The sequence below is a fragment of the Streptomyces sp. BRA346 genome (assembly GCF_052851135.1).
Window position 1 is genome coordinate 1 of record NZ_JAIWIH010000090.1, and the last position, 10,083, is coordinate 10,083.

At 73.6% G+C, this 10,083-nt stretch carries 1 pseudogene; it reads right to left on the bottom strand.

Annotated elements, in window-relative coordinates:
• Nucleotides 1–10,083: pseudogene (locus tag LCH29_RS43220) on the bottom strand (SDR family NAD(P)-dependent oxidoreductase); the annotation flags it as partial.

Sequence of the window (10,083 nt, forward strand, 5' to 3'; positions counted from 1 at the left end):
GTACCCCGGCACCCTCGGCCCACCCCGTACCGTCCGCGGCCTCCGCGAAGGACTTGCACCGGCCGTCCCCGGCCAGCCCGCCCTGACGGGCGAACTCCAGGAACATGCCGGGGTTCGCCATGATCGTCGCGCCACCGGCCAAGGCCAGGTCGCACTCCCCCGCCCGCAGCGCCTGGCCCGCGAGGTGCAGCGCCACCAGCGCCGACGAGCACGCGGTGTCCACCGACACCGCGGGACCCTCAAGGCCGAGGGCGTAGGCGAGACGGCCCGACGCCACGCTCGGCGTGCTCCCGGTCAGCAGGTAACCCTCGGTTTCCGAGCCCGCCTCGTGCAGGTGGCCGCCGTACCCGTTCGCGGACACACCGGCGAACACGCCGGTGGCCGAGCCGCGCAGCGACAGGGGGCTGATCCCGGCCCGCTCCAGCGCCTCCCAGGAGGTCTCCAGCAGCAGCCGCTGCTGCCAGCTCGGCGTCGAAGTCCCCGGCGTCCTGTACGAACCCGCCAACGGCCGCGATGTCGTGCAGCGCCCGGGCGTCCCAGCCGCGGTCCGAGGGAAACGGGGCGATGCCGTCTCCGGCGGAAGCCACCAGGTCCCACAGGGTTTCCGGCGAGGTGACGCCGCCCGGGAAGCGGCAGCCCATGCCCACGATCACGATCTGCTCGTCCGCCGCGCCCACCGGGGCGGGGACGGCCGGTGTTCGGGTCGGCTCGATGGCCGCGCCGAGCGCCTCCTCGCGCAGGTATCCGGCGAGAGCGGACGGAGTCGGGTGGTCGAAGATGAGCGTCGCGGGCAGGCGGAGGCCGGTGGCGGCATGCATCCGGTTGCGCAGGTCCACCGCGGTCAGCGAGTCGAAACCGAGATCCTTGAATGCCCTGGCCGGGTCGACGGCCGCCCCCGACGCATGGCCCAACACACCTGCGACCTCGGTCTGTACCAGCTCCAGCAGCAGTCGGCTCTGTTCGGCCGCCGGCAGCCCCACCAGTCGGCCGCCGAGTTCGCCCCGGCTCGTGATGGTGGCCTGCCCGGCGTCCCGGCGCTGCCGTGCCGCCGGGGCGAGCCCGTGCAGAACGTCGGGCAGGGTCGTGCGGTCCGAGGTCAGCGCGGAGGTGCGCAGGGCGATCGGCAGCGCCAGCGGCTCGTTGATCTGAAGGGCGATGTCCAGCAGGGAGAGCCCGTGGTCGGTCTCCAGGGCGGGGAAGCCCTGGCGCGCCATCCGGAGCAGGTCGGACTCGCCGAGCGTGCCGCCCATGCCCGCGGTGTGGGCCCACATGCCCCAGGCCAGTGACACGGCGGGCAGGCCCTGGGCGCGCCGGGACACCGCGAGTGCGTCGAGCACGGAGTTGGCCGCCGCGTAGGGCGCCTGGCCCGCGTTGCCCACCACACCGGCGATCGAGGAGAACAGGACGAACGCGTCCAGGTCGCGGTCCGCGGTGAGTTCATGGAGATGCAGGGCGGAATCGGCCTTCGCGGCCAGGACGCGGGCCAAGCGCTCGGGGGTGAGTTCGGCGATGATCCCGTCGTCGAGCACACCGGCGGTGTGCACCACGCCGGTCAGCGGAGCCTCGTCGGGGATCGCGTCGAGGACGCCTGCCAGGGCCGTACGGTCGCTGACATCGCACGCGCTGATCGTGACGCGCGCACCGAGGGCGGCCAGCTCTCGTTCGAGTTCGCGCGCGCCCGGGGCCTCGGGGCCGCGCCGGGAGAGCAGTGCCAGGTTCCGTACGCCGTGTCGGGTGACCAGGTGGCGGGCCACCAGCGCGCCCAGGCCGCCGGTGCCGCCGGTGATCAGCACGGTGCCGTCCTCGCGCCAGGGCGCGGGTACGGTCAGCACGACCTTGCCGACGTGCTTCGCCTGGCCGAGGAATCGCAGCGCTTCCGGGGCCCGGGCGATGTCCCACGTCGTGACCGGCAGTGGCCGCAGCGCGCCGCTCTCGAACAGTGCCAGCAGCTCCGCCAGCATCTCGCCGATCCGCTCCGGCCCGGCGTCCATCACGTCGAACGACGTGTACGACACGCCCGGATGGGCCTCGGCCACCTCGTCCGCGTCCCGGATGTCGGTCTTGCCCATCTCGACGAACCGGCCACCGGCCCGCGTCAACCGCAGCGACGCGTCCACGAACTCCCCGGCCAGGCAGTCCAGCACCACGTCCAGCCCGGCCCCGTCCGTGGCCCGGGAGAAGACCTCCTCGAACTCCGTGGTACGGGAGGAGGCGATGCGCTCGGCGGACACACCCAGATGACGAACGGTCTGCCACTTGGCCTGACTGGCGGTCGCGAACACCTCCGCCCGCAGATGCTGGGCGAGTTGCACCGCGGCCATGCCCACACCACCGGCCGCGGCATGGATCAACACCGACTCGCCCGCTTCCAACCCTGCCAGATCGACCAGCGCGTAATACGCGGTCAGGTAGACGATCGGCACGGATGCCGCCTGCGGGTACGACCAGCCGGCCGGGATCCGCGCCAGCATCCGCCCGTCGGCCACGGCCGTGGGGCCGAACCCCCCGTTCAGCAGACCCATCACCCGGTCACCGACAGCCCAGTCCGACACCCCCGGACCGACCTCCAGGACCACACCCGCGCCCTCGTGGCCCAGCAGCCCGGCGTCGCCGGGATACATGTCCAGCACGTTGAGCACATCACGGAAATTGACGCCCGACGCCCGGACGGCCACCCGGACCTGCCCCGGGCCCAGCGGTGCCGGGTTCTCGGGTACCAGGGCGACGCCGTCCAGCCGGCCCTTGGCCGCGATGTCCATCCGCCAGGCGGAGCCCGCACCCGCCGGAGGCACCAGCACCCCGCCCGCGTTCATCCGCACCATACGCGGCAGCCAGGCGCGGCCTTCCCGTACGGCGACCTGGCCGGAGTCCGGCCCCGAGAGAGCGGCGGGGAGGACCTCGTACGACTCCCGCGCGCCGTCGACGTCGGCGAGCGCGAACCGGCCCGGGTGCTCGCTCATCGCCGACCGCACCAGGCCCCACACCCCGGCACCGGCGAGATCGAGTGTCCCAGGAGTGCTGTCCTCGGGCCTCACGTCCACGGCGCCGGAGGTCAGTACCACCAGCCGCGATCCGGCGAAATGCTCCTGAGCCAGCCACGCGCGGATCACTGCCAGCACACCGGCCACCGCGTCGCCGACCGCGTCGCCGGTGGCGTCGAAGGGGAGCACGACGGTGTCCGGGACGGGCGCGCCGTCATCGCGCGCGGCGATCAGTGCGTCCAGGTCGGCGTGTGCGGTGGCCCCCGGGACACCGGCGCCCAGCCGAGTGTCACCGAGCACCGCCCAGGCGCTCGGCTGCGTGAGTCCGGTGGTGGTAGCGGTGGGGGCCTCGATCCAGTCGAGGCGGAAGAGGCTGTCCCTGACCGGGGAGTTCGCCGCTGCCAGCTCCCCCGCCGACACCGGCCGCAGCACCAGCGACTCCACCTCGGCCACCGGCGTACCCTCACCGTCGGCGACCCGCAAGGCGATGTCACCGGAGTCCCGTACGGAGATGCGTACCCGCACCGCGGCGGCGCCGGTCGCCGACAGCGACACGCCGGACCACATGAACGGCAGGGACGCACCCTCGTCGGCCGACTCCCGAAGCCCCAGCGCGTGCAGAACCGAGTCCAGCAGCGCCGGGTGCAGACCGAAACCGGCCGCCTCGCCGGACAGCGGCTCGGGCAACGCCGCCTCCACGGAGAAGTCGTCGCCCTGCTGCCAGACCTCCCGCAAGCCGCGGAAGGCCGGGCCGTAGACGAGGCCCTCGTCGGCCAGCCGCTCGTACAGGCCGTCCACCGGGACGTGCTCCGCACCGGCGGGCGGCCACGCGGCCAGGTCCCAGTCGGCGGCCACGCCCGTTCCCGGCGTCAGGGTTCCGGTGGCGTGCAGAGTCCACGGCTCCTCGGCCGCGGCGCCCTCCGGGCGGGAGTACACCTTGAGGGCGCGCCGCTCGTCCGCGGCGCCGTCCGCCGTTTCGACGCTGAGCTGAAGGTGTACGGCCTGCTGTTCCGGCAGCACCAGTGGCGCTTGCAGGGTCAGCTCCTCCACCCGGTCGCAGTTGACCCGGTCGCCCGCCTGTACGGCCAGCTCCACGAACACCGTGCCCGGTACGAGCACCGAGCCCGCCACGGCGTGATCGGCCAGCCACGGATGCGACTGGACGGAAAGCCGTGAGGTCAGCAGTACGGCGTCGGAACCGGCCAGCGTCACGGCCGCGCCCAACAGGGGGTGCTCGGCCGCGCCCAGGCCCAGGCCACGGGCGTCGGCCACCGGCCGGGAAGCCCCGAGCCAATACCGCTGCCGCTGGAACGCGTAGGTCGGCAGCGCGGTCGGCCGGGCGCCGCTCCCGGCGAACAGTGCGGTCCAGTCGACGTGCGTGCCGCGCACGAACACCTCGGCCACCGCGCCCAGCGCGGACTCGGCCTCGGGCCGTCCCTTACGGAGCACCGACGCCGCGGTGACGTCCTCCGCCGCGGACTGCGCGAGCGCGGTCAGCACCGGGTCGGGACCGATCTCCAGCAGCCGGGACACGCCCTGCACGCCCGTCGCGGCCACGAGGGCGTCGTGAAAACGCACCGGTTCGCGGATCTGACGCACCCAGTACTCCGGAGTCGCCCAGTCCTCCGCGGTCTCCGGCTCGCCGGTGACGGTGCTGAGGGCCGGCAGGTTCGGCTGCCGGTAGGCCACGCCGGCCGCGATATCGGCGAACTCCACCATGGCCGGTTCCATCAGCGGCGAGTGGAACGCGTGACTCACCTTCAGCCGGGACACCCGGCGGTGCCGTTCCCGGGCAACGGTCGTCGCCCGCTCGACGGCCTGCTGGTCGCCGGAAACCACCACCGCCGTCGGCCCGTTGACCGCCGCGATCGTGATCCGCCCGTCCCCGGGAAGCCCTCGCAGGATGCCGAGGACCTCCTCCTCGCTGCCCTCGATGGCAGCCATCGCGCCACCTGCGGGCAGCCGCTGCATCAACCGGGCCCGGCCCGCCACCAGCCTGGTGGCATCGGCCAGATCGAAGACACCGGCGGCGTACGCGGCGGCGAACTCCCCCACCGAGTGGCCCAGCACCGCGTCCGGGCCCATGCCCCACGACCTCAGCAGCTCCACCAGCGCGACCTGGACCGCGAACAGCGCCGTCTGCGCGTACCCGGTCCGGTCGAGGAGTGCTGCCTCGTCCGAGCCCTCGGCGGCGAACAGCACGTCCCTCACGGGGGTACCGAAGCCGGGCTCGCCCGCCAGTGCGTCCTCCAGGTGTCCGCACACCTCGTCCAACGCCCTTGCGAACCGCGGGAATTGCTCGTACAGCTCCCGGCCCATGCCGAGCCGCTGGCTGCCCTGCCCGGTGAACATCCAGCCCGTACGGCCCTCACGCACCACACCGGACACCACCGAGGCGTCGCCCTCGGCCAGCGCGGCCACGCCCGCACGCAACGTACCCGGATCACTGCCCAGCACCACCGCGCGGTGGTCCAGCAGCGCACGCGTCGTCACGAGCGACAGCCCCAGGTCCGCACTGGAGTGGTCGCGTTCGTCGGAGAGTTCGGCCAGGCGTCCGGCCTGCGCCCGGAGCGCCTGGGCGCTGCGGGCCGAGAGCACCCACGGGACCACCGGCAGCTCGGCCGTGGGCCGCTCGTCGGCCGTGGCCGGTTCAGCCGCAGGCGCTTCCTCGACGATGACGTGAGCGTTGGTGCCGCTGATCCCGAAGGAGGAGATGCCCGCGCGCCGGGGACGCTCGCCCATCGGCCACCTGCGGGGCTCCCGCAGCAGCCGGACCGCCCCGGCGGCCCAGTCCACCTGGCTCGATGGCTCGTTCACGTGCAGCGTCCGCGGCAGCCGCTCGGCACGCAGCGCCATCACCATCTTGATGACGCCGGCGACGCCCGCGGCGGCCTGGGTGTGCCCGATGTTCGACTTCACCGAGCCCAGCCACAAGGGCTGGTCCTCCGTGCGCGCCTGACCGTACGTCGCCAGCAGCCCCTGCGCCTCGATCGGGTCGCCCAGCCGAGTCCCCGTGCCATGTGCTTCGACCGCGTCGACCTCGGCGGCGGAAAGCCGCGCCGACGACAGCGCCTGGCGGATCACCCGCTGCTGGGAGGGACCGTTCGGCGCCGTCAGGCCATTCGACGCACCGTCCTGGTTGACGGCGCTGCCGCGCACCACCGCGAGCACGTGGTGACCACGGCGCCGCGCGTCCGAGAGGCGCTCCAGCACCAGCACCCCGGCGCCCTCGGCCCAGCCCGTGCCGTCCGCGCCGTCCGCGAAGGACTTGCACCGGCCGTCCGAGGCCAGACCCCGCTGGCGTGAGAACTCGACGAACGTCGAGGGCGTCGCCATGACGGTGACGCCACCGGCCAGGGCCGTGTCGCACTCCCCCGCCCGCAGGGCCTGGCAGGCCCAGTGCAGGGACACGAGCGACGACGAACACGCGGTGTCGACCGTCACCGCGGGCCCCTCGAACCCGAAGACGTACGCGACACGCCCGGAGAAGACGCTGCCCGCGTTCCCGTTGGCGACGAAGCCTTCCACGTCCTCGGGCAGGGTCTGGAGACGCGAGGCGTAATCGTGGTACATCAGCCCCGCGAACACGCCTGTGGACGATCCTCGCAGCGACAGGGGGTTGATGCCGGCCCGCTCCAGCGCCTCCCAGGACGTCTCCAGAAGCAACCGCTGCTGCGGATCCATGGCCAGCGCCTCACGCGGGGAGATTCCGAACAGCTCCGCGTCGAACTCGGCCGCGTCGTGCAGGAAGCCGCCCTCACGTACGTACGACGTGCCCGCGCGGCCTGCGTCGGGGTCGAAGAGCGAGTCGACATCCCAGCCGCGGTCGGTCGGGAAGCCCGTGATCCCGTCCCCGGCGGAGTCGACCAGCTCCCACAGCCCTTCGGGAGAGGTCACGCCGCCCGGGTAGCGGCAGCCCATCCCCACGATCGCGATCGGCTCGTCGTCGGCCATCACCTGGGTCGGCCTGGACTCGATGTCCTGGCCGGCCGGCGTCTCCCCCAGCAGCCGTTCGCGCAGGTACGCGGCGAGCGCGGTGGGGCTGGGGTGGTCGAAGACCAGGGTGGTGGGCAGGGTGAGCGCGGTCGCGTTGTTGAGCCGGTTACGCAGGTCCACCGCGGTCAGCGAATCGAACCCGAGATCCTTGAACGCCCGCCCCGGGTCGACCGCGCCCGCCGACGCGTGCCCCAGTACCGCCGCCACCTCGGATTGCACCACGTGGAGCAGTACCCGGTCCCGCTCGGCCCCGGACAGACCCGACAGGCGGCGGGCCAGCCCGTCCACGTCGGTGCCCTGGCCCGCGGTCCGGCGCCGGCGGGCCGCGGGAAGGAGACCGTGCAGCGGGGTGGGCAGGCTGTCGCGCCGCGCGGCGAGCGCCGTGGTCCGCAGGGCGACCGGCAGCGCCAGGGGTTCGCCGGTCCGCAGCGCCAGGTCGAACAGTGCCAGCGCGTCCTGGGTGGACAGTGGCGGGAAGCCCTGGCCTCGCAGGCGGGCGATGTTCGCCTCGCCGAGGCGGCCGCCCATGCCGTCGGCGTGTTCCCACATGCCCCACGCCAGCGACACTCCGGGCAACCCCTGCGATCGCCGGGACAGGGCGAGGGTGTCCAGCACGGTGTTGGCGGCGGCGTACGCGGCCTGGCCCGAGTTCCCGAACACTCCCGCGATGGAAGAGAACAGGACGAAGGCGGTCAGGTCGCGGTTGTCCGCGGTCAGCTCGTGCAGGTGGAGAGCCGATTCGGCCTTCGCCGCGAGCACCCGGGCGACCCGCTCCGGGGTCAGGTCGGTGATCATGCCGTCGTCGAGGACACCGGCGGTGTGCACGACTCCGGTCAGGGGCGCGTCGTCGGGTATGCCGCCCATCGCCTCGGCCAGTGCGCGGCGGTCGGCCACGTCGCAGGCGGTGATGGTGACGTCGGCACCCAGGCCGGTCAGCTCCCGCTGGAGTTCGTGAGCACCGGGGGCGTCCGGGCCGCGGCGCGAGAGCAGCAGCAGGTTCCGTACGCCGTGCGCGCTCACCAGGTGCCGGGCCACGACCGCGCCCAGGCCACCGGTTCCGCCGGTGACCAGCACGGTTCCGTGGCTCTGCCACACACCTGGGGCGCCGTCTTCGGAGGCGCCGGTCGTGCGCGCCATCCGAGGCAGCCACACCTGGCCCCGCCGCACGGCGAACTGGCTTTCCGCGCCGTCGGCCAGGGCCGTCGCCAGGGTGGCGTACGAGGTCGGTTCACCGTCGACGTCCGCCAGGACGAACCGGCCCGGGTGTTCGCTCATCGCCGAGCGCAGCAGGCCCCAGACGCCCGCACCGGCCAGGTCGTGCGCCTCTGCCCCCACCGCCCCGGAGGTCACCGCCACCAGCCGGGTTTCCGTCAGCCGCCGTTCGGCCAGCCACTCATGAACGAGCTCCAGCACACCGGAGACCGCTGCGGCGATCGCGGTGTCGGTGCCGCGCGGGTCGTGCGGGAGCGGCAGCAGCACGGTGTCCGGGACGCTGCCGCCCTCGTCGAGGGCGGCGGTCAGCGCGGTGAGGTCGGCGTAGCCGGTCACCGGCACTCCGGCGTCCTGCCACGGGTGCGGATCGCCGAGCACGGCCCAGTCCCCCGGTTCGCCGGTGTCAGGACGCTCGGTGGGGGCGGGGGCGGCGGTCCAGTCCAGCCGGAACAGGCTGTCCGAGATCGGCGAGCCCCCGTCGGCGCCCGCGACGAGGTCGGCGGCCGATACGGGTCGCAGCACCAGGGAGCCCACCTCGGCGACCGGCTCGCCCGCCGCGTCCGCCACCTGCAGGGCGATCTCGCCCGAGCCCGGCCCGCCGCGCGGCGAGAGGCGCGCCCGGACGGCTGTGGCGCCCACGGCGAACAAGGAGACGCCGGACCACAAGAACGGCAGGGACGCGGCCCCCTCGGCCGACGGCTCACGTAGCCCGAGGGCGTGCAGGACGGTGTCCAGCAGGGCCGGGTGGAGACCGAAGCCGGTGACGTCCCCCGCGATCTGCTCGGGCAGGGCTGCGTCCACGAAGAGGTCCTCGCCCCGCCGCCATACCTCCTTCACGCCGCGGAAACCAGGTCCGTAGGCCAGTCCCGCGTCGGCCAGATGGTCGTAGAGGCCGTCGAGTCCATCGGCCGGTACCGGCTCCGCGCCCTCGGGGGGCCAGGCGCGCAGGTCCCAGTCGGCGGCGGGCCGCGCGGTGGTGAGGGTCCCGGTGGCGTGCAGGGTCCACGGCTGTTCGGCGGCGGAGTCCTGCGGGCGTGAGTAGACCCGGACCGTGCGCCGCCGGTCGCCTTCGGCCGGTTCGATGCTGATCTGGATCTGGACCGTGCCGTCGTGCGCCAGGATCAGCGGGGCCCGCAGGGTCAGGTCCTCCACCTGGTCGCAGCCGACCTGGTCCCCCGCCTGCACGGCGAGTTCCACGAACACCGTGCCGGGCACCACGACGGATCCGGCCACCACGTGGTCGGACAGCCACGGATGCGACTGCGCGGACAGCCGCGACGTCAGCAGCACCGTGTCCGATCCGGCCAGCCGCAGCGCGGCCCCCAGCAGCGGGTGCCCGACCGTTCCCAGGCCGAGCCCGCTTGCATCGGTCACGGAGCGGGAGGGCCGCAGCCAGAACCGCTGGTGCTGGAAGGCGTACGTCGGCAGCTCCACCCGCCGGGCACCGGTCCCGGCGAACACCGCGGCCCAGTCCAGCTTCCCGCCGCGTACGAACATCTCCGCCGCCGCGACGAGGACGGACTCGGCCTCCGCGCGGCCCTTCCGCAGCACCGATGCGGCGGAGGCCTCCGTCGCGGCCTGCGCCAGGCTGGTCAGTACCGGGTCGGGTCCGACCTCCAGCAGCCGACTGACACTCTGTGTACCGGTGGCGGTCTCAAGAGCGTCGTGGAAGCGGACCGGTCGGCGGACCTGATCCACCCAGTAATCAGCCGTCGCCCAGTCCCCTTCACCGACCGGCTCACCAGTGACCGTGCTGACGGCGGCGAGCACCGGCTGCCGGTAGGTGACGCTCGCGGCGACCTCGGCGAACTCCGCCAGCATCGGCTCCATCAACGGCGAGTGGAAAGCGTGGCTGACGCGCAGCCGCGACACCCGCCGACCCCGCTCCCCCGCA